Source organism: Lentisphaera araneosa HTCC2155 (assembly GCF_000170755.1).
GTDB classification, from domain to species: domain Bacteria; phylum Verrucomicrobiota; class Lentisphaeria; order Lentisphaerales; family Lentisphaeraceae; genus Lentisphaera; species Lentisphaera araneosa.
Genome location: NZ_ABCK01000003.1, coordinates 82,418 through 102,533 on the forward strand (window position 1 = coordinate 82,418; position 20,116 = coordinate 102,533).

The 20,116-nt window shown below is 39.8% G+C and carries 17 protein-coding genes and 1 rRNA gene; 7 read left to right on the plus strand and 11 right to left on the minus strand.

Features of this window, described 5'->3' with window-relative positions:
* The first annotated feature begins 327 nt into the window (after positions 1 to 327).
* Together LNTAR_RS03290 and LNTAR_RS03295 are read left to right on the plus strand one after the other, a co-directional pair.
* The gene (locus LNTAR_RS03290; protein ID WP_007277216.1) at positions 328 to 1,239 is read left to right on the plus strand and encodes a PTS sugar transporter subunit IIA; all 912 of its coding nucleotides are present in this window, start codon (positions 328 to 330) and stop codon (positions 1,237 to 1,239) included.
* Positions 1,240 to 1,266: 27 nt separating this feature from the next.
* The gene (locus LNTAR_RS03295) at positions 1,267 to 2,619 is read left to right on the plus strand and encodes an ArsB/NhaD family transporter (protein WP_007277217.1); all 1,353 of its coding nucleotides are present in this window, start codon (positions 1,267 to 1,269) and stop codon (positions 2,617 to 2,619) included.
* On the opposite strand, the gene LNTAR_RS25065 is transcribed toward LNTAR_RS03295, so the two are convergent.
* From LNTAR_RS25065 to LNTAR_RS03310, 3 genes are read right to left on the minus strand one after another with little or no spacing between them, the layout of a single operon-like run.
* Positions 2,567 to 4,129 carry a formylglycine-generating enzyme family protein gene (locus tag LNTAR_RS25065; protein ID WP_007277218.1) on the minus strand — a complete coding sequence of 521 codons (1,563 nt, stop codon included), beginning with the start codon at positions 4,127 to 4,129 and terminating at the stop codon, positions 2,567 to 2,569. The two genes, LNTAR_RS03295 and LNTAR_RS25065, sit on opposite strands and share 53 nt — an antisense overlap.
* Before the next feature lie 4 nt (positions 4,130 to 4,133).
* Positions 4,134 to 5,210: an LptF/LptG family permease gene (locus LNTAR_RS03305; RefSeq protein ID WP_007277219.1), complete on the minus strand. Its 1,077-nt coding sequence runs from the start codon at positions 5,208 to 5,210 to the stop codon at positions 4,134 to 4,136.
* 6 nt (positions 5,211 to 5,216) lie between these two features.
* The gene (locus LNTAR_RS03310) at positions 5,217 to 5,888 is read right to left on the minus strand and encodes an RDD family protein (RefSeq protein WP_007277220.1); all 672 of its coding nucleotides are present in this window, start codon (positions 5,886 to 5,888) and stop codon (positions 5,217 to 5,219) included.
* A gap of 95 nt (positions 5,889 to 5,983) precedes the next feature.
* Between LNTAR_RS03310 and LNTAR_RS03315 the strand changes: the two genes are divergently transcribed.
* Both LNTAR_RS03315 and pyrF read left to right on the plus strand, forming a co-directional pair.
* On the plus strand, positions 5,984 to 6,592 hold the full coding sequence (locus tag LNTAR_RS03315) for a hypothetical protein (RefSeq protein WP_007277221.1): 609 nt from the start codon (positions 5,984 to 5,986) through the stop codon (positions 6,590 to 6,592).
* A complete protein-coding gene (pyrF, locus tag LNTAR_RS03320) occupies positions 6,585 to 7,274 on the plus strand; it encodes an orotidine-5'-phosphate decarboxylase (RefSeq protein ID WP_007277222.1) in 690 nt (229 codons plus the stop codon). Before LNTAR_RS03315 ends, pyrF begins: the two co-directional genes overlap by 8 nt.
* Here pyrF and LNTAR_RS03325 read toward each other — a convergent pair whose 3' ends face one another.
* The 5 genes from LNTAR_RS03325 to recN form a co-directional block, all read right to left on the minus strand.
* A complete protein-coding gene (locus LNTAR_RS03325; protein ID WP_007277223.1) occupies positions 7,275 to 8,042 on the minus strand; it encodes a lipopolysaccharide kinase InaA family protein in 768 nt (255 codons plus the stop codon).
* The gene (mazG, locus tag LNTAR_RS03330) at positions 8,035 to 8,811 is read right to left on the minus strand and encodes a nucleoside triphosphate pyrophosphohydrolase (RefSeq protein WP_007277224.1); all 777 of its coding nucleotides are present in this window, start codon (positions 8,809 to 8,811) and stop codon (positions 8,035 to 8,037) included. Before mazG ends, LNTAR_RS03325 begins: the two co-directional genes overlap by 8 nt.
* Positions 8,808 to 9,194 (minus strand): DUF3568 family protein, encoded by a 387-nt coding sequence (locus tag LNTAR_RS03335; RefSeq protein WP_007277225.1) that lies wholly within the window; start codon positions 9,192 to 9,194, stop codon positions 8,808 to 8,810. Before LNTAR_RS03335 ends, mazG begins: the two co-directional genes overlap by 4 nt.
* A gap of 2 nt (positions 9,195 to 9,196) precedes the next feature.
* Positions 9,197 to 10,132 (minus strand): DUF362 domain-containing protein, encoded by a 936-nt coding sequence (locus LNTAR_RS03340; RefSeq protein ID WP_007277226.1) that lies wholly within the window; start codon positions 10,130 to 10,132, stop codon positions 9,197 to 9,199.
* 103 nt (positions 10,133 to 10,235) lie between these two features.
* Positions 10,236 to 11,909 (minus strand): DNA repair protein RecN, encoded by a 1,674-nt coding sequence (gene recN / locus LNTAR_RS03345; protein ID WP_007277227.1) that lies wholly within the window; start codon positions 11,907 to 11,909, stop codon positions 10,236 to 10,238.
* Positions 11,910 to 12,080: 171 nt separating this feature from the next.
* Here recN and lpoB point away from each other — a divergent pair, with 171 nt between their 5' ends.
* Together lpoB and LNTAR_RS03355 are read left to right on the plus strand one after the other, a co-directional pair.
* Entirely contained in the window at positions 12,081 to 12,674 is a 594-nt protein-coding gene (gene lpoB / locus LNTAR_RS03350) for a penicillin-binding protein activator LpoB (protein WP_007277228.1), read from the plus strand.
* A 43-nt stretch (positions 12,675 to 12,717) separates the two neighbouring features.
* On the plus strand, positions 12,718 to 13,998 hold the full coding sequence (locus LNTAR_RS03355) for a COG3014 family protein (RefSeq protein ID WP_007277229.1): 1,281 nt from the start codon (positions 12,718 to 12,720) through the stop codon (positions 13,996 to 13,998).
* Here the strand turns inward: LNTAR_RS03355 and LNTAR_RS03360 are convergent.
* The 3 genes from LNTAR_RS03360 to pyk all read right to left on the minus strand — a co-directional run bounded on the left by LNTAR_RS03360 (position 13,977) and on the right by pyk (position 17,615).
* The gene (locus tag LNTAR_RS03360; RefSeq protein WP_007277230.1) at positions 13,977 to 15,215 is read right to left on the minus strand and encodes a glycosyltransferase; all 1,239 of its coding nucleotides are present in this window, start codon (positions 15,213 to 15,215) and stop codon (positions 13,977 to 13,979) included. The two genes, LNTAR_RS03355 and LNTAR_RS03360, sit on opposite strands and share 22 nt — an antisense overlap.
* Positions 15,212 to 16,027 carry an ion transporter gene (locus LNTAR_RS03365; protein ID WP_007277231.1) on the minus strand — a complete coding sequence of 272 codons (816 nt, stop codon included), beginning with the start codon at positions 16,025 to 16,027 and terminating at the stop codon, positions 15,212 to 15,214. The genes LNTAR_RS03360 and LNTAR_RS03365 overlap by 4 nt, the downstream gene beginning before the upstream one ends.
* 130 nt (positions 16,028 to 16,157) lie before the next feature.
* Positions 16,158 to 17,615: a pyruvate kinase gene (gene pyk / locus LNTAR_RS03370; RefSeq protein WP_007277232.1), complete on the minus strand. Its 1,458-nt coding sequence runs from the start codon at positions 17,613 to 17,615 to the stop codon at positions 16,158 to 16,160.
* 746 nt (positions 17,616 to 18,361) lie between these two features.
* Between pyk and LNTAR_RS03375 the strand changes: the two genes are divergently transcribed.
* Positions 18,362 to 19,877, plus strand: a 16S ribosomal RNA gene (locus LNTAR_RS03375).
* Positions 19,878 to 20,116: the final 239 nt, after the last annotated feature.

Below are 20,116 nucleotides of genomic sequence, written 5' to 3' on the forward strand. Positions count from 1 at the left end.
CCAACAGATGTTCTAGAAAGTGAAAATTGGCAAGTCTTTTCCGCGTTTGAACACCTTGGAGTCATAATGCTTGTGAGTATGATTATGATGCCATTTGTCGTTCTATTTCAATTAATTACGGGTGTGTGTTTATCGCGAAAACGCTTTTTGATCGAATGTATAGCTTTTCTTTTAAGCATCTTATTTTGTTCGCTTTTTTTCTGGCCAGGCATTTTTGTGTAGATTTCAGTAAACAAAAGAGTTCTTTTTATGAAATTCAGAATTTGTAACCTTTTATTTGCTATTTTAGTCATGTAAATTATCACCGAAATTAAGGTGAGTGTCGTTATGAATTTTGCAGATTTATTAAATCCAAAATTAATTTTATGTGACCTTCAGTCAGAAAGTCATGAAATGGTGTATCTAGAAATGCTAGAAGCACTTAAGGGGCAATGTAAAGATATTGCGGAGCCACGTGATATATTAAAAGATATACTTGAGCATGAAAGCTTAGTTGAAATGCCTTATAACTCGGGTTTCGCTATTCCTCATACGCGTTCGGCAGGAGTAAATGATCTTCATTTAGTTCTGGGGATTCACAAGCAAGGAATTAAGCTTCAAGAACATGATTTAGAAAAAAGTAAGATTATTATTTTATTTTTAGTTTCTAAAGAAACTTCCAAAATTTACTTATTAATTCTTAAGGCTTTGGCACGTTATTTCTCTAATCCAGGTGTGAGTGACCAGCTCGCTGAATGTGCAACGGCCCAAGAGGTTACGGACGTTTTTCAAAAGGATAAAGTTGAGGTAAATCATAGTATTACAGCTGAAGATATCATGAGTGACTCAATGGACTGTATGCCGGGATCAGGAATGTTGGGTTCAGCGATAGATGTACTGGCTCAAACCAAGCGCTTACATATTCCTATTGTAGATGGGGATGGAAGATTGATTGGAGATTTTAATATCGATTCCATTCTCAAAGGCTCCGTGCCTGATTATATAAAAATGATGGATAATCTAAGTTTTTTACCAGAATTTGAACCCTTTGACAAAATTTTAAAAAATGAAGATAAGACACCCGTTGATAAATTTATTGATCATGAACCAAAATTTTGTAAACGTGAGACGGCATTGATGGAAGTTGTGATTCGCTTTATTAAAGATCAAGTCAACTGCCTGTATGTGGTAGATGAATCAATGAGGCCTGAAGGTATCATTACCAAGCATGAACTCATAAATAATTTGTTGAGGTCGTAGATGTTCTGGATAGGAACTCTAATATTTGTGGGGACATATATTGTTATTGCAAGTGAGAAAGTTCACAAGAGTGCAGCTGCCATGGGTGGTGCTATGCTTATGCTTTTGTTTATACTCGAAGGTCCCAGTCATGGAAAGAAAGCCGATGCAAGTTTAGATCAGAATGGTCAGACTACAGAAATTGTGCAGCCGAGTGAACCTTTGGTTTCTCAGTTAGATTCTTTCGCTCAAAATATCAATTTCGATGTTATATTTACTTTAGCGGGGATGATGGTTCTCGTTAATATCCTAAGTGAAACGGGTTTATTTCAGTATGTAGCTATTAAATCAGCAAAAGTAGCAAAAGGTTCTCCGCTGAATACGCTGTTGCTTTTAGTGTTTGCAACGGCGATTTTATCTGCATTTTTAGATAACGTGACCACCATTTTATTAATTGCACCTGTGACATTAGTTGTTGCTGCTGAATTGGAAGTCCCTCCAATCCCTTTTTTATTATGTGAGACGATGGCATCCAATATTGGGGGTACCGCAACCTTGATTGGTGATCCGCCCAACTTAATTATTGGTTCCTATGCAGGTCTATCTTTCAGTGCCTTTATGGTTAATTTGTCCCCATTTATTGTGGTTGCTCTTCTGATTTATATGTTTGTCTTATGGTTCTATTACCGCGATAAAATGAAGGTGACCATCGAGAAAAGAGCTCGGATTATGGCCTTTAATGAGAAAGAAGCTATCACGGATAAAAGTAAACTTCGTAAAGGTGGTCTCATTATGATTTTTACTTTAATTGGCTTCTTATTACATGGGATGTTGCACTTAGAGCCTTCAGTTGTTGCCATGGCGGGAGCGACCTGTGGTTTGATTGCCTGTTGTGATAATGTGGACCATGCTTTAGAGAAAATTGAATGGGGAACTCTATTCTTTTTCATTGGGTTATTTATTCTCGTGAAAGGAGCAGAAAAAGCTGGTTTAATGGCCGAGTTAGGTGAACTCCTTGTTCATATGAATGACTGGCACCCATTAGCGATTATGCTGACAATTATGTGGGTTGGCGGTATATGTGCAGCGATTATGAATAATGTATCATTCACGGCGGCAGCCGTAATTATCATCGGTCAGTTTATGTCCACACATGAATTCTTCCAAATTCGACTACACGAAGAACTTCTCTGGTGGGCTTTGGCTTTAGGTGTTTGCTTAGGTGGTAATGGTTCGGCTGTTGGTGCGGCGGCTAACATGTGTGCAATTGGTATTGCCGAGAAAAATGGTCATAAAATATCTTTTAAAGACTTTTTGATCTATGGTGTTCCTGTTACTATTGTTAGTCTTATTGCTGCGAGTCTTTATGTGTCTCTGAGATATTATCAGTTGGATTTATAGACTTATAAAACTCATCCCAAGCTTCACGATTTTTTAACTGCTGTTCTAAAGGCAATTCTTTCATCGTATAGAGAGGGCGAGAAGCTCTCATGCCTAAATAGGAACCTTTGTCATTGTTAGAATGCGTAAAACGCATGGCAGCTCTGGAGTACTTGAGATCCATAGCCCAAGCACCACCACGTACTATTTGGTAGCCACTTTTATAGCGCTTGTACTCGTTGTAGCCCCATATTTCTTCGCCAGGATTCCAAGTGAAGTCATTGTTTTTGTCGTTGTAATAAAGGTTTCCATTAATGCCACGTATTTGGTCGAATGTAGAAGTGTCAGTTTCTCTGTTTTGGTCTCCTCTCCAGATGAAGGTGTCCCTATTTTTTTTGTAAACGGGATCTAAAGAATCTTTTGTGGACCAAATAATTTCACTGTTTGTCCAGAGGCCATCGCCATTAGCATCATGAAAGTAAAGGCCTGTTTGTCTCCCTTTCGTTCTGATTTCGACATTAAAATTATTTCTTGGCAGGTCAATGTCTTCAGGGTGGTCACCATCGTATATTTTAAAGTCCCAGGAATGGGCATACTGATTTTCTTTACACTCATAGATAAAAAAGGGTGAGCGCGTAAACTCTTGCATGTTGCCGTGAGTATTGAAAAGGCCAAAAGCATTTGGTAATAGGTGACCTTTTTCATATCGTGGATCCACATTATATTTTGATATTACATAAGCGGGGGCTAATGATTGGTCGTCCCCAAAATGCCAAGGGGTATTTGAGCCGGCGCGAGTGGCGTATTCCCATTCTTTTTCTGAAGGGAGGGTGTAGCTATGTTGTTCGAGTCCCAGTTTTTTGTTGAGTTCTTGGAAAAAGATGAGGCAGTCATTAAAACTCACATCTTGGATGGGGAAATTGAGTCGAGGCTCCTTTGCGGGGTTTTGCTTACGCACATCGACCCAGGTTTTTTGAGTCGTTTCAAATTTTTGTAAATAGAAGGGGTACTTGATTTCACTCTCATGGAGAAGTTCAGTGTGGGTACGGCCCACTTCATTCTGTGGACTGCCCATCAAAAATTGGCCAGGAGGGATAAGTCGAAACTTCATTCCAAACTGATTTTCAACTTCAAGTGGTAGCCCGTATTTGATAAGGCTTTCTCTCTGCAAGATTAGGGTTTCGTGCATTTCTGGATTGTCTTTCGGAGCAATGATAAAGCTATAAACATCAGAGCTTTTTAAGTCAGTAGGTAATTGTGAAAATGGTGGAGAGAAGTTGGCTTTCTCCACATAAGAAATGAGTTCACTTTTATCTATGTGATGAGCGATAGCAACTTTTGAGCTTCCATCCAAGAAAGATAAAGCTAGAGCTAGACTAACTAATAACAGACCAGCGAGTATAAAGATGCTCTTGTTACTCGATTTTTTTACCGTGTTTAATTGGTTTTTTAGTTGCTGTTCAGCTAATTTGACCTTTAAGTCTTGAGCTAATTTTAGTTGTTCTTTGCTTAAGTTGTTTTTTTTACTCATGGGTTCAGTCCTTTAAGCTTGTGAAAAGTCCAAAGCTTATGAATATAAATGTGCCAATACCCGCAGCCATCATGGGTGGGAGAATGTCGTTGCGACCAAGATTAGTGAATGCACTATTTATAATGTAATAAACAAGCATGATACCAATGGCTCGTGATGCAGCACTCATGCCCGGAGAGCGCTGGCTACTTGTGGCTAAAGGTATGCCAAGTAAAACACCTATGAGGCATGAGAAAGGGGAGAATATTAAGGAATATTGACGTGTTTCTAGGAAAGCTTTTCTTTTTGTATCGACAGGACGCCCAGAGTTGAGCTCGCTTTTGATTTGAGCAATTGAAGGAGTGCCTTTTAATTCATCAATATTACTAAGTATAATGGGGTCATCTTTTATGTCATTTCTCAAATAATTATCATGTTTTTCAATTTTTTTGATCCGATGATCTTCTGAAAATTCGGCTATGCTTACATTTTTGAAATTCCATCCTATTTCAGAGTTAAACTCGCCAGATAGCGCTTCGATTTCTCTAGTTAAATTATTGTTTTCATCATATTCTAAGATTTGTATGGCTGAAAAATTATTATCTTCATCTGAGCTGACTGCCCATTTACGTTTTTGCTTGCCATCAAAGGCAGTGAAAATATGAAATTCATGGCTCCGATCCATGGACTCTGCTCGTGTATTGAGCTCAAAAGTTTTAAGTCGACAATAAGGTTCTAGGTACTGACTCGATAAATAAAGTGAAATGCCGACCAAAACAGAAAAAAGATAAATGGGGGCACTGAGTTTAGTTAAAGAGAGGCCAGCACTTCTCATTGCAATCACTTCGTGGTTACGGTTGAGACTTGAGAAACAATAGATAGTGGCGAGTAGCAACGACATCGGTGCGATGTACGTAAACTTATCAGGTATGAGCAAGAAGTAATAGATGATAATATCTTTTGTATTATCAAGTTTTAGCATATCTGATAGATCATCTTGAACATTGGCAATGAAGAAGATGAAAATGAAGCCGCAAATACAACAAACAAAAGGGAGAAGCATGCTGCGCATAATATAGCGCGAGAGAATGGAGAAGAACATTTTTGTCTAGCCGAACCTTACATTCACTATTTTAGTTCCTGATAATATCTCATGTAAACTCTTCTTTGTTATATAAACTACAAAGGGTTCAAGTGGTAGAAACAAGAAGAAGAAAACGGCATACAAAAAGGATTTAAGGAGCATGACAGGCTTATTGTCGGTGCTTACAGCCATTATGCCATAAAAGCGCTGGCCGGGTGTTTGAGCAAAAAAGCCGATGTTAATCGTGTAATAAAGGACAAAGATAAAGTAAATACCTGAAATTAAGTAGGCTATAGAGCTGCCATAAGCTTCGGTTGCTTGTGCAGTGTCTGGGCTTAAGTTGAGGCCGCCAAGGTGAGTATTTAGCACAAAGGCGAGTGCATAAATGATGCCGTAAATAATGGCTAAATCAATGATGAATGCAGTCAAACGATGTTTTTTGATCGCTAATTTTATTGAATTAGCCGTTCGGTTCAGCGGTTTCATCTCAACGGGGCCACTGTCTTCAGCTTTATTCTCTTCTTTGACGACGTCTTTTAAAAAAGGTAGTTTTTTGGCTTCCTGTGTTCGCTTCATTAAAGAATTGCGAATAAGTGTAGAGGCATCTATGTCGCCACTTTTGGCCATATCAATTAGAACCTCTTCGGGATAAGGTCCGAGTTCGGTGTTTTTATCTTTGACTATGAAGAAATTCATTTAAATCACTTGGCTTATTTTTTATGTGTGTCTAATGTGGTTTAGTAATACTCTTAAGATAACTCTCAAAAATCAAAAAGAAAGAATCTCGCACTGTGGATAAGCATAAAAATCACTTAGTATCATACTTACAAAGTACTTTATTAGTATTTGTGATTCTGTGCGTGAGCTCTGTAGAGGCGATTTACTTGGGAGTGTACTCACTTATAGCAGTTGTATTAGTTCTCCTTATTCAGGCAGCTTTTTCACGGATTTATTTATCGAAAAATGAAGAGAGTCAGTATCCACTGCTCTTATGGGTTTTTTGCGCTTGTCTCATTCCCTTTTCAAAGTTTTATAGTGATTATTCCTCAGATACCTATTTTTTGATCATGAATTGTATCGCAGGTGTGGCTGTAGGGCGCTTGTTAGCGTGTTTTTGTAGGGGTTTGGCTGATAGTTTTGAGAGTTTGGATGAACAGAATTTAGTTGGCGAATCGATTATTTTTGCGAGAGCGTTGGAACTCTTACCAATGGCCTTTGTTGTTATACTATTTTATTTACTTATGAGTCTACAAAATGGGATCAATGGCTTAGTACTGGTCGGCGATTTAACCCTAGTATCAAAATTTCCTATAATAATGTTGATTGGATCGGTATTTCCAATGATCCTCATTATGAAAGCTTTGACGATAATTCACAAAAGAGAAAGAAGTAATGACTAAATTAATTGTGGCTTTAGATGTAGATTCTTTAGCAGAAGCTGAAAAAGCTGTTGATAAACTAGGTGGTAAAGTTGAATGGTTTAAAGTTGGCAAGCAATTGTTTACGGCTGAAGGACCTGCAATTGTAGAGATGTTGAAAAAGAAAGGATTTAAAGTTTTTCTTGATCTTAAATTTCACGACATTCCAAATACGGTGGCTCAAGCAGTGAAATCTGCCTTGTCCATTGGAGCTGACATGGTTAATTTCCATGCTACAGGAGGAAGTGAAATGATTCGTACTGCCGTTGAAAAGAATCGTCCCAACTACCCTAATGCGGAATTAATAGCTGTTACAGTATTAACAAGTAGCGGTCAGTCAGTATTAGATGAACTTCAAGTTGCAGGAACACCAGAGGATGCGGTACTTCGTTTTGCGGGTCTCGCAAAAAACGCTGGAGCAGATGGCGTCGTTTGTTCAGCGCTAGAAATTGAAGCGCTAAAAAAGGCTTATGGTTCGGAATTTAAAGTGGTTGTGCCAGGTATTCGCCCCAAAGGTAGTTCCGTAGATGATCAGAAGCGCATTATGACTCCAAAGCAAGCATCTGATCTAGGCGCCGATTATATTGTAGTAGGTCGCCCAATTATGAAAGCAGCTGACCCCGTCGCTGCAGCCGAAGCTGTGTTAGCAGAATTGAGTATATAATTATTTCTTAATTGAATTTAGTTTTGAAATATAGTCACGCACTTTTTGCGTGGCTTTTTTTTCGCCTAAATAATGGATTAGGAAATAAAGCCTATCACTTTTGCTCCAGTTTTTTGTACGACGATTAAAGATCGCTATATCCTTTAAAGAGCTATTGCGATCTAAATAACTAATTCTGGCTCGTTCTAAATCAATGAATTTACAAGGCAAATCATTGTCTCCAGTGAATTGCACATTAAATAAAGACTTATGAACAAAGATGTGCTTGGAGTAGAGGCTTTGAATTTTTATTTTTTTATCGTGAGCTTTAGCAACTAATTGAGCACAGTGATAAACAATATTTCTTTTTTGCTTTTGGTTTATTTGATCAAGTTTTAATTTTTGCTCAACTACATTTAAAGGGAGGTAGTCTGAGAGAGACTTGGTAATCAATATGGCATAGTGATTGCCATTCTTTTTTTGCATTCCAAAAAAAGCAGCATCTAAGCTAGGGATGTCGAACTTTTTAAATAAACAGATATTTTTGAATTCTTTGTGAGCGAGGTTTTCACCCAAGGGGTGAAAAAAGTTGGCCTTTGTATAGTTCTTCTGTTTTTTAATGAAAAAATCTTGGCCTTCTAAGCTTATTTTTGAAACACCACTCCAGCTATTCTTATTCTTCCCTTCATTTGGAGCTTCAAACCACTCGACTTTCTTATCCCAAAGTTGTTGGAAATCACCTAGTTCATTTCTCTGAAACAATTCAGCTATATAATTATTTTTAAACATTTTCCACCTTGATTTGATCCCAGATTTTGTCGAGTTCTTCTAAGGTGTATTCTTTCCATTCTTTGTCAGAATCTTTTACGACGCGTTCAACTTTTCGAAAGCGTTGATCAAATTTGTTATTGGCAAATTGAAGCGCTTCATCGGCTTCAAATTTGAGGCTCCTCGCGAGGTTGGTCATAGAAAACATCAGGTCGCCAAATTCTTCTTTGGCTTTATTGAGCTCATTGTTTTCAATTTCTATTTTAAGCTCATTGAGTTCTTCTTGGATTTTGTCGAAACTTCCTCGCCAGTCTTCCCAATCAAAACCCACTTTTGCGGCGCGTTTTTGTATGGTTTGCGCTTTTCGCAAATTGGGAAGGTGTTTAGGTATGCCATCTAAAACGGAGTCTTTTTTGCCCTTTTCTTTCTCTTTGACTTCTTGCCAGATTCGATCCACATCTTCTGAGTGTTCAGCATTTTCGTCAGCGAAAACGTGTGGATGTCGACGAATCATTTTTTCGGAGATGTTTTGGGCAACATCGTGAATAGAAAATTGCTTGTTCTCTTGCGCAATTTGAGCATGAAAGAAAATATTCATAAGCAAATCACCTAACTCATCTTTCAATTCGTCTGGGTCTTTGTTATCGATTGCATCGAGAACTTCAGAGCATTCTTCGATGAGGTATTTTTTCAGTGTGTCGTGATCTTGTTCTCGATCCCATGGGCATCCATTAGGCGCTCTAAGTTGTGCCATGATTTTTGCGAGTTCTAAAAGCCAATTTTGATTCATGAATCTTCCATTTTTGTGCCAAAAATTTTTTTGTGGAGTTTTGTGTAGAATTGATCAGAAAGCTCCTCGTTACCATTTGGCGTTACGTAATAGGAAATAATTGTATCCCAGAAATAATGTTGAGTGAATCGTACTCTTGCACGCTGGTCTTTGCTTATTTTAAACCAAATTTCGGTGTGATTTCCGTCTTCGTTGACGATCACGCCTGAATAGCGCATCTCTTGTATGATTTGTTTTGTTGAAATGACGGCAAGTTCTTTGTTGCAATTAAAGGTTTGATAATATTCCCCATTAGATTGCGCTAGTTTTCTGTCAATCCATGAACAAGAACTCGTTGTAGATAGCGTAATCACAAGGCTGAGTGTTAGGAGTGAAATTCTCATTCTTAGATTTTTCCTGAAAGTTTAAATTTCATGGATCTAAAAGCAGAGCGAATGAGTTTTGGAGGACTAAAACTTATATCGTTTATGTAACTATGGATAAAGTTCTCAGCATGAGAAAAGTTGGGGCTACTTAAAGCCTCATCACAAGACTTTTCGATGTCTCTAAAAATTTCATCTGGGAGAGCCGCAAATAAAGGTGTTTCCTTAAGCTTATAATTTGCCATTGTCGCAAAAACGTAGTCGAGCTGAAGTGGGTTGTCACTAATGATGATTTTCCCAAAAGGGTGACTCTCTCCGCCTCTTGGTCCCTTGATGTGCATAGCTTCGATTCCGTCGGCAATATGGAGGATCGCTTGAGCTTTGCGCGCATTAGCCAGAATCATTTCAGCGAACTTCACAGGCTCATTTTTACAGAGGTTATGCAAAAGGATTTTTTTCTTGCCTGCAACGCATCCATAGAGGTTTTTACATGCGCCTGTAAAATGCATTTGTTGGTGAACTTTAAGCTTTGGTAAATTAATCAGGAAATCCCATTCCTTAAGTTCCTTACAAATACTAAGGGTAGAGTAGGGGCCTTGATGCTTAAGACCTGGATAGTCTTGATTATTCGAGAATTCCACGACTTCAATGCCTTTTTCAATAGCTTCATCATAGACGCCATGTGTCTTGAGTGCTTTTTTGCATGAGCCGAAGGCTGGAGACTCGCCGATGCCTACCTTAAAACCCTTATCAAGAAATATTTGAGCTATTGCCATGTAGAAATTAGGTTGTGTGCAAGAGGAGTCGCCCACTGGTGAAGGCATGACAAAATTCGGTTTGAGAAGAATCGACGATTTTTCTGGGATTCTACCAAAAAAATCACATTGCTCCAGTTGTGTTAATATCTCACTGGAGATTAGGTTACGGTCGTATGTGTCGATGGGTACAATATTTATCATGTTTTCGCTCTTGTTTATTGCGTCACAATAGCTCATTGAGCCAAAAATCAATTAATTTTCTCGAATTCAAAAAAGAAAATTTATTTTCTTAGGGGCTTATTGCTTACTTTTTGAAAGAAGCTTGAAGTTCTTTGGCATGTTCATAAACGAGCTTACTGTTACTTTCTCCCCCAAGCATACGTCCAATTTCTTGAGTTTTTTCATCTTGTTCGAGGGAGCTTATGGAGCTGACACTTCGTTGCTTGATTTCAGATTTTTGTACAAGGTAATGAAAATCCCCTGCAGCAGCAACTTGGGGCAAGTGTGTAACGCAGAATAGCTGTCGATTTTGTCCTAATTTTTTTAATTTATGTGCTACTTTCGAAGCAGTAATGCCTCCGATATTGGCATCAATTTCATCAAAAATTAGCATGGGTATTGAGTCGACTTTGGCTAAAATACTTTTTACGGCAAGCATGACTCGAGAGATTTCACCGCTGGATGCAATGTCGCTCAGTAGTTTAGCGGGCTCGCCTTTGTTTGGGGAGAATCTGAACTCGATCAAGTCGATGCCTTTGGAAGATGCTTTATTATCTTTGACTTGAATATCAAACTCAGAATTAAGGAATTCGAGTTCTTTGAGTTCAGTCGAGATGTCGATAGCTAAATTTTTGGCTGCTTTTTTTCGTTTAAGGCGGAGTTTTTTAGCATTGTCAAGAAATGATTTTTTTGCTTGTGCAATCTCTTCTTCGAGTTTGCTGTACTCGGAGTCGAAATTATCTGCGAGATCAATTTTTTCAGTGATCTCTTTGAGGTAATTTAATACTTCTTCGAGTTCTGTTCCGTACTTGCGTTTGATCGAGTTATATGTCTGCATTCTTTCTTCTAGATATTCTAACTCTTTCGGGTCAAGTACAATCTCGCTCGTGTAGTTTTCGAAATCCATATGCATGTCACAGAGTTCAGCAAGCAGGGATTCGATTCTTTCAGCAAATTCGCTTCCGGATTTTTTATCTAGACGAGCTAAATCTTGGGCATTGGCTAAGCACAATCTAAGGGAGCTAATGGTTCCAGTATTATGCTCATTTTCGAAAGAATAACTGAGTTGTTGGGCGAGTTCCATTCTTTCTTGGCCAGAAGCAGCGCTTGAGTATTGATCGTAAAGTGTTGCTTCTTCATCGGCCTTAAGTTTAGCTTCAATTATCTCGTTGTGTTGGAAACGTAAAATTTCTAATTCCCCTTTAGATGGAAACTGCTGTGCCATTTCTTCGAGCTTCTGCCGAAGAGCTTTCCAAGTGGCAAAAGCCTTTTTTGTATTTTTGAGTTCATTTGTTCCTCCCATGAACCTATCCAGGATAGATAGTTGTTGGGAACTGTCGGCTAGGCTGTGCTGTTCACCAGCGGAGAAAATATCGATAAATTGTTCGCCGATTTGCTTAAGAACTTGTAGGGGGACAGGAGTGGAGTTAATGAAATTCCTACTATTGCTTTGGCTGATGACTCGTCTTAGAATCAGTTCATTTTTTTCTTCTATCTCAATTTCCTGCTCTTCGAGGACGGAGAGTATTTTCTCTTGTATTTCACTAGGGATTTCGAGTATGGCACTAATTTCAGCTTTTTGTTCCCCGCTTCTAATGAGGCTCTTTTCAGCTCTTTGGCCCATAAGCAAGCGCATAGACCCCATGATGACTGATTTGCCGGCGCCAGTTTCACCCGTTATGATATTGAGACCTTGATCAAAATCGATGTTTTGTTGGTCGACGAGGGCAATATTCTTAATGTAGAGGTTTTTTAGCATTGTTTAGTGCGCTTTTGAATTAATTGATTGTCTCAGACTATAATTGATTGACGGAGTTTTGAAAAGATTAAAATACTCTGTTTTTCTAATCTAGTCGCATCGGATTCACTTGTTTTCAATTTATGTTCGGACTACTGTTAAACACTATATTATAAATAAGGGAAGATATATATGAAATATGCAATGTTAATTTTAGTTGGTGCGGTTCTCGCTTCATGTGGGCCGGATACAAAAAACATCGATATGAATGATGATAGAGCTGATGCAGTTATGGCTTTAGACCATCGTGATTTTACTAAAGCTGCAGACACAATGATCAAGTCAATGTTAAACTCAAATGCGCTTAACAAAAAAGATGGTTCGCGTTTCGTCGTTGCACTAAGTACAATTAAAAATGATACTATGCAGAGAATTGATACCTCACAGCTCACAGCTAAGATTCGTAGAGATTTACTCAACTCCGGGAAATGCATCATGACTACTGCTGTAGGAACTCAACAGGATGCCATGAATATTGAAGCTCGTAAATTGCGTGAATCGGCCGAGTTCAACCAAGAGACAGTACAAGAACAAGGTCAATTAGTCGCTCCAGAGCTAAGTTTAGCGGGTAAAATTTTCCAAAGAAATATCAAGCTTGATAATGGTGATCAACAAGTAGAATACTACTTCACTTTAATGATGACAGATTTAAAAACAGGTTTAGCCATCTGGGAAGATGAAGTGACCATGGGTAAACGCGGTAGCGGGAAGTCTGCAACTTGGTAGTCATTTAAAGAGCTGCACTAAGGCGCAGCTTTTATTTTTTTTTATGAAAAATATTTTTTATTTCTTATCTACCCTTTTTCTTCTCACTGGCTGCATGAGTGGGAAGTTAGATAAATTCGATAAAGAGATGTCGAGTGGGGATTATGAAGCTGCTAAGGCTGTCGCTCAAAAAGAAGGCAAAGATCTTTTGTGGACTTTACAAGCGGCAGCGGCCAGCACAGCTGCGGGGCAGCATCAAGAGAGTAACACGCTCTTTGATAACGCAGAAGATATGTTTATCGCGGCACGCCGAAAAAGCAATGCTGCAGATCGTATGGGCACTTTGGCGAAGATATTAGTCAATGATAATGCAGTGGCTTATAAGGGGGAAATGTACGACGGCATCCTCATCAATACTTACAAAGCTCTCAACTTTATGTTTCTCAAGGAGTGGGATTTAGCGCGGGTTGAACTAAATCGCGCTTATGATCGCCAAAGACGTGCGACGGACTTTTATGCCGAAGAAATTAAAGAACAAGAGGAAGCTGCCAGCAAAAAAGGTTTTAGAATTGATGTTTCAAAGGTTATGGCTAAGCCCGAAATTCAGCGTTTAAGTGGGCTTGAAGCCTACGCCGATTACGTTAATCCCTTAGTGAACCTAATGGAAGTTATCTACCTTAAGCACAAAGGTGATGTGAGTGATGCAGAGCGTTTGCGACAAACGCAAAATCGTCTACTGGCTATGACAAAATCAAAACATCTTCAAAAAGAACTGAATCCACAAGATCCATGGACTTGGGTTGTCGTCGAAAATGGTCAAATGCCTAGAAGGGTTGAGTGGCGCTTGGATTTTCCAATAGGAATATTTTCTGGTTTAATCAGAGAAATGGATAATTTATCCATTGTGAGTATTGCCATTCCAAAGCTCCAAACCATTCCAGCAGCTTATAATCAGTTTGTCGTTAATGGAGAAAATGTCGATATGATTGCCGATATGGATAAAATTATTGAGGCAGAATACAGTCGTGCGCTTCCAGGGATTCTTACAAAGGCTTTAGTGTCGATGGCAATAAAAACTATTGCTCAGTACCAAATAGGTAGAGCCAAAGGCCATACTACTGCTTTTTTTGTAGGTTTGCTACAGGCAGCTTCAACCCAAGCCGATGTGCGTACCTGGTCTGCTATTCCTAAGAACTATCACTTGGCGATTGTTCAAAGTGGCACAATAAGTTTAACGAGTCGCGGAGGTACTCTAGGCTCGACCGAAACTAAGGGTAATTCACTAGTGTTTTTTAAAGTTTCTCGTGGTGGTCATGTGACTTCTCAAACATTAGTTTTGGATTGATTCTTAGCTTCAATCCATTTGCTCATGAATTTTGTGCTACGATGACTATTGTGCTTGAGGACTTGACCTAGAAAGTTGCCGCTGCGGTGTGCTTCGATATCTGTCTCAATTTTTTTAATTTTCTCGTAAAAGCCTTCTGCGAAAAGTTCTTTCTGGAACCTATTATTTAAAATTGTGTATCCATCCTTTTGTTTTTCAATCCAAGTCGATTTGTTCGAGTAGATTTCAATTGCGGACTTCGCAAATTCTTCGGCATGGTCACAGATTGCACCTGACCAAGGTAGAATCCCCTTCATTGCTTCAGCTCCGATCTTACTAGTGATACTTGGTGTTCCACATTCCATCGCTTCGAGTAATTTCCCTTTTAGGCCAGCTCCAAAACGTAAAGGGGCGAGGCATAGTCGTGCCGATTGCATAACGGCTTTGGCGTCTAGAGCCTTGCCTAATACTAAGAAACCTTCTTTTTCATTGTGAAGTTGCTCTGCTTTAGGAGGAGTGTAGGCACCATATATTTTCATTTTAGCCTCGGGAAGCTCTTTGCGAATGAGTGGCCATATATTTTCCTTTAGGTTCCTGACGGAGTCCCAATTCGGCTTATGTAAGAAGTTACCAATACTTATGAAATCTTGGCGCTCTTCGTAGTTGAGGTTTGAGAGTTTGGGTGATTGCTTAAGTAAAAAGGGCAGATAATGAATGATGCTCTCAGGGACTTTAAAAATGTTTTTCAAGAGTTCGACTTCGTACTCTGAAATCATTATACTTAAATCGCAACGCAGTATAGAAGAAATTTCGCGTAAACTCAATTCGGATTTGAGTAGTGATTCTGCATTAAAATCTATATTCTGATTAAAAGCTTCTTCGCGCGCGTAGCGCAAACAGTGTAGGTCCTCAGTGTCTAGGATTTTGATTGCATTAGGGCACTGTTCGTGAACTCGCCAAGAATACTGTTCTTCAGTCATGAAACGATCAAACATAACGACTCTTGGAGAGAGTCCTTTTATAAAAGAATCAAAGCTAGATGAGTTGAGTTCTATCTGTTTTTGATCAATTGCATATTCGCAAAAATCAATAGCGTTATCACTTGGGTTTGCATGACTTGCAAAGGTAACTTGATACTGCATATCTTGAAAGAGTTCGATGATCTCTAGCATTCTGCGGCCTGCTGCTGAGGAAGTAGGTTCTGGCCAAACAGAACCAATCACAAGCAGTTTTTTCATAACTTATGTCCACAAACCTTACAGTGAATAGCGTCGTGTTCATGAGAATCATGGGCACAGTTGGGGCATGATTTGGTGTTTGTGAACTGGTTTTTGACAGCTTGTGTAAGTTCGGAAGTGACAATTCCACTTGGGACTGCGATGATCGCATAACCTAAGAGCATGACGATCGATGCAATGAATCGTCCTAGATTTGTTATAGGGGCCATGTCACCGTAGCCAACAGTTGTGATGGTTACAATGGCCCAATAAATACTATGGGGTATACTTTTGAATACAGGGTTAGTGGGGCTTTCAACGATATACATGATAGAGCCAAGTATAGTTACTAATACAATGACAGTACAAAAGAAAACAAATATCTTCCTTTTACTAGCGTGTAAGGCAGTGACCAATATACTGGCTTCTTTTAAGTATTGAGCCAGTTTTAAAATCCGAAAAATGCGCAGTACTCGCAGTAATCTCACAATGGCTAGGTAATGACCTTGCCCCGTGATTAGAAGGCCAAGATAAGTTGGTAGGATCGACAGTAGGTCAATAATGCCTAGGAAACTAAAGATATATGATTTAGGTCGTTTAATACAGACTATTCGTAATATGTATTCTATCGTAAAGGCAATAGTGAAGGCCCATTCGATTTTATAAAGAAGTGTGCCATGGACGGCATTGATTGATGGGATGCTATCAAGCATAATTGCAATAACAGAAAGAATAATACTAGCAATAAGAGCTAGGTCGAAAAGTTTGCCAGCAGGAGTATCTGCTTCGTATATGATTTCGTGTATCTTGTCCTGCCAAGTATTTGAGGCCATCTTCAATTCCCTTTGACTTCCATCTTCTATATTAAATTCAATATAGTGGAGGTCTAAATTATTTAAACAAAAAAATCCCTAGTGAAATTCACTAGAGATTTTTTATAGGTAAAACTTTTAGAAAAAAGGCTTAGTTAGTCTTTTTACTTAAAAGCATACTGTCTTTACCGATTGTGTGAAGCTTGATAAGGTTTGTGTTACTTGTCTTATCAAAAGGTAAAGCTGCAGCCAAGATGACTTGGTCACCATTATCTAAGAATGGGTGACGATCAAGAGCTTCTTCCATTTGAGTGAGGGTACTTTCGTCATAGGTTAAATCTTTAAGTGGCATTGGAACAACCGCTTTAGGAAGGGAAAGCTTACGCAATACATTGTTTTCGTGTGAAGCAAAAGCAAAGATAGGACATGCTGGACGGAAACGTGCAATTCTCAACGCAGTTTTACCAGTATTAGTGATACAGATAATACCTTTAACATTGAGTGTCTCAGAAAGGTCAACAATAGATTTACATAAAGCATCAACATCATTACGGATTTCTGGTTGCTCATAGCCCCACATGCCCGGCTTAGTCATGAAGTTTCTTTCAGTTTCACGAATGATCTTAGTCATCATTTGTACAGCTTCAACAGGGTAAGAACCACTAGCAGTTTCACCAGAGAGCATAACGGCTGATGCTCCGTCGAGTACGGCGTTAGCAACGTCAGATGCTTCAGCACGAGTGGGGCGTGGGTTGCGAATCATTGAATCGAGCATTTGTGTAGCAACGATACAAGGTTTTCCTTGTTCAATACATTTGCGAATCATTGTTTTTTGCGCAACAGGAACTTTCTCAGAAGGGATTTCTACGCCAAGGTCACCACGAGCAACCATGAGGGCATCAGATTTTTCAATGATAGCGTCAATGTCGACGAGTGCAGAAGGTTTTTCGATTTTTGAGATGACTGGCTTTCTTTTGCCTATCTTATCCATAGCTGCGTGGATGATATCAAGGTCTTCCCCTTTACGGACAAAGGATAGAGCAACAAAATCAATAGCATCATTTTCAATGATGAACTTGAGGTCTCTTTCATCTTTTTCAGTTAAGGCAGGGCTCTGGATGTCAGTTTCAGGAAGGTTGATTCCCTTGTTTGAAGTGAGTTTGCCTGCGACAAGCATTTTACAGAAAATTTCGTTTCCTTCAATTCTTTCAACAACAGCTTCAAGTAAGCCGTCATCCATAAGGATTGGATCGCCAACTTTTACTTCACGAGGCAAGGCTTGGAAAACAGTAGAAATACGACTTCCTTCACCAAGAATTTCATCAGTTGTGATGACGAGCTCTTGTCCAGCTTCAAGCTGAATGCCGCCTTCAATGATTTTGCCACAACGAATTTTTGGGCCTTGAAGGTCGCCGAGAATACCAACGGTACGTTTTAATTCAGTTGCGGCGGAGATAACTTCTTGGATTCTTTCTGCATGTTCTTCGTGTGAGCCGTGTGAAAAGTTGAGGCGAAAAACGTCGACGCCTTCTTCGATAAGTTCTTTGAGACGACCTTTAGTCGTTGGGCCTAATGTTGAAACAATCTTAGTTCTACTAAGTTCTCTCATGTATTTCTCCGTATGTATTTTTTATTTTTGATTGCACTGATTATAATTGCTCTTGATTAGAATACGACACATCGTTAACTCAGTTTATCTGCTTTCTGTGTCACCTCAAGTATGGTTTCTTTACACGTGTAAGTAATAGGGGGCTTATATATAATATGTGTAAGGCGTGTTGTTCTCTGATGAGAACGACGCATTCCAAAGAGTGAATTGCTTAGCTTGAAGATAGGTCATTTAGTTCAGGACTAATAGCGATGGCCTTATGTTTTGTGACAAAACAAAACCTGATTCTACAAAGTTGTAAAAGAAACCGATTGTTGATTTAATAGAGCTTAGTCCTTGTTTTGAGTAAGCAAGATAAATATTTGAATGTGTTATTCTACTAAAATGACTTTTCTTAGAAAAAGATCACTTAGCATCAAAAAGCTCTAAGTGATTGATTTAAAAGGTTTATGTCTAAATGGGGACAATTGTGATGTTAAGTTTTTTAAGAAAAAGTCAAGAAAAGATTAAAAAGCGGGTTGCGGAAAAAAGAACTGGCGATAACCTAAGGGCCTCGTCAGAAACGACGGGAACAAAACGAAGCCGAAAGCGTGCTAATCGAGTAAGAAAAAAGAAGATGTTTGATAGTTGAATTATATGATAGTAACGGGCTCCTAAATCATTTAGATGATTTAAGAGTTAATTTTTTCGAGAGAAAACTCAATATAAAAATATAAGTAATTAAGTCGGATACAAACACAATCAATTGATTGGAGAGTTTGATCCTGGCTCAGAATGAATGCTGGCGGCATGGATTAGGCATGCAAGTTGAACGAGAAATTCACTTCGGTGAATGGAAAGTGGCGAAAGGGTGAGTAACGCGTGAATAATCTGCCCCTAAGTTTGGAACAACAGTTGGAAACGACTGCTAATACCGGATGTGACTATTAAGACGCATGTTTTGATATTTAAAGGTTACGCTTAGGGATGAGTTCGCGTGCCATTATGCTAGTTGGTAAGGTAACGGCTTACCAAGGCTATGACGGCTAGGTGGTCTGAGAGGACGATCACCCACACTGGGACTGAGACACTGCCCAGACTCCTGCGGGAGGCTGCAGTCGAGAATCTTCCGCAATGCGCGAAAGCGTGACGGAGCAATGCCGCGTGATCGAAGACGGCCTTCGGGTTGTAAAGATCTGTCAGGGGGGAAAAACGATGATGGTACCCCCAGAGGAAGCCACGGCTAACTACGTGCCAGCAGCCGCGGTAATACGTAGGTGGCGAGCATTATTCGGAATTACTGGGCGTAAAGGGTCCGCAGGTGGTTTACTAAGTCAGATGTGAAATTTCAGTGCTTAACACTGAACCTGCATTTGAAACTGGTAGACTAGAGTATGTGAGAGGTAAGCGGAATTTGTGGTGTAGCGGTGGAATGCGTAGATATCACAAGGAAGACCAAAGGCGAAGGCAGCTTACTGGCACAATACTGACACTCATGGACGAAGGCTAAGGTAGCGAAAAGGATTAGATACCCTTGTAGTCTTAGCAGTAAACGTTGTACACTCGATGTTGGTCTGGTTAGTCGGATCAGTGTCTAAGCTAACGCGATAAGTGTACCGCCTGGGAAGTACGGTCGCAAGACTAAAACTCAAAGGAATTGACGGGGGCCCGCACAAGCGGTGGAGCATGTGGCTTAATTCGAGGCAACGCGAAGAACCTTACCCGGGTTTGACATTGAGCGACGTTCGGTGAAAGTCGAATTCCCTTCGGGGCGCAAAAACAGGTGCTGCATGGCTGTCGTCAGCTCGTGCTGTGAAGTGTTCGGTTAAGTCCGGCAACGAGCGCAACCCATATCCTTACTTGCTAACAGGTAATGCTGAGAACCTTAAGGAGACTGCCCGTGTTAAGCGGGAGGAAGGTGTGGACGACGTCAAGTCAGTATGGCCCTTACACCCGGGGCTGCACACGTGCTACAATGGCCGGTACAAAGGGCAGCGACATAGTGATATGGAGCGAATCCCCAAAACCGGTCTCAGTACGGATTGGAGTCTGCAACTCGACTCCATGAAGATGGAATCGCTAGTAAATGGGCATCAGCTACGGCTCATTGAATACGTTCCCGGGCCTTGTACACACCGCCCGTCACATCATGGGAGCTGAGTTCACCCGAAGTCGTTGCGCCAACCTGCTTGCAGGAGGCAGACGCCGAAGGTGGGCTTAGTGACTGGGATGAAGTCGTAACAAGGTAGCCGTTGGGGAACCAGCGGCTGGATCACCTCCTTTTTAAGGAATGAAAAAGACTAACCTCTTTAAGGCCTCGGCCAGACAAGAGTGCTTTTTACAAGACTTATTACCCCGTTACTATCGTATAATTCAAATATCAAGCGCTGAGAACAGCACTTCGATATAAGATCTTTGAAAGGAAGAAAACAATAGAATGAAAGAGTCAAAGTATAATTGAGGTCTTTTAACTTTTATAAGTTAAAGGAACCAACCAAAAAACAATTTATACCAAGATCGCA